Genomic DNA, 964 nt, shown 5'->3' with positions numbered 1-964 from the left:
GTCTACGCTTAAAGGCTAATGTTACCATTAGCCCTCCAAGACTCGCTACGAGTGAATGGCTAGTTCTTTCTCGACGGGAATCCCACCCGCTATATGATACGACCTAGGCTCGGCCGCACAAGCACACGTTAGTTTAAGTGTATAATTTCACAAACATCCTCATTTAATTGATTTTATTTTATGATGAATAAATCTGGATGTTCTTTTAACAATTTTGAAAGAAATAATAGTTGAGGAAAGGGTGTTAAAAATAAATCTCTATTTATATTTCCTTTTAATATCGCTTTTCCATTTTGTTTAATAAAATCATTTAAAGTAATTTTATTATTACAGATAAAATGAACATCTTCTGGAGTTAGTAGTAGAAGTCCATTAGTTTCTGAAGAGGGATTTGGTTCATTTTCAGAGTAGGAAAGATACATTATCGATAAAGATTCCTGCTCATTTCCTTTAACTAAAATTGGAGCTATTTCCTCGCCTAACCGTATTATGGAAGGCTTATTTCCCCACTCACTCATATGATAAGTTATTGGAGAATTTATTGGAGTTATTTTCATTGAAGCCTCTTCAAAAACTTCACGCCTAGCTGTCTCTAATGCGGTTTCTTCAAATTCTTTATGCCCACCAAGTCTAACTACTCCAAGTTTATCTCCCTCTTCTGTAGGACCAACCTGAAAAATAAACAGCCCCCGATATAAAACGTAAGCACCCGACGTTTTTACATCTTGATTAATATTAATGTCACTCACTCCCCTAAAATAATTTAATGTTTATTAATTGATATGAATCCTAATCTTCAATGTTTATATTCTATTCTCGTTTTTTATTTCCTATTTCACTAGTCGAGTAGAAGGGAACCTCTCTACCTTTCGGTAGATTGTGTTCCACCCCCCTCACAGAACCGTGCTTGCGCTATTTACGCACACGGCTCCTCCTAGTCATCATTCACAAAATATAGCTAATC

The 964-nt window shown here is 35.5% G+C and carries 1 protein-coding gene; it reads right to left on the bottom strand.

The features are described 5' to 3' along the window. Positions 1-173: 173 nt before the first annotated feature. Positions 174-740 carry an NUDIX hydrolase gene (locus FG384_RS19585; protein ID WP_142644352.1) on the bottom strand — a complete coding sequence of 189 codons (567 nt, stop codon included), beginning with the start codon at positions 738-740 and terminating at the stop codon, positions 174-176. Between the last annotated feature and the right edge of the window lie 224 nt (positions 741-964).

It is taken from the genome of Psychrobacillus vulpis, assembly GCF_006861825.1.
Taxonomy (GTDB): Bacteria; Bacillota; Bacilli; order Bacillales_A; family Planococcaceae; genus Psychrobacillus; species Psychrobacillus vulpis.
The sequence above is the reverse complement of the archived record's forward strand: the minus strand, read 5'-3'. Positions and strand labels throughout refer to the sequence as shown.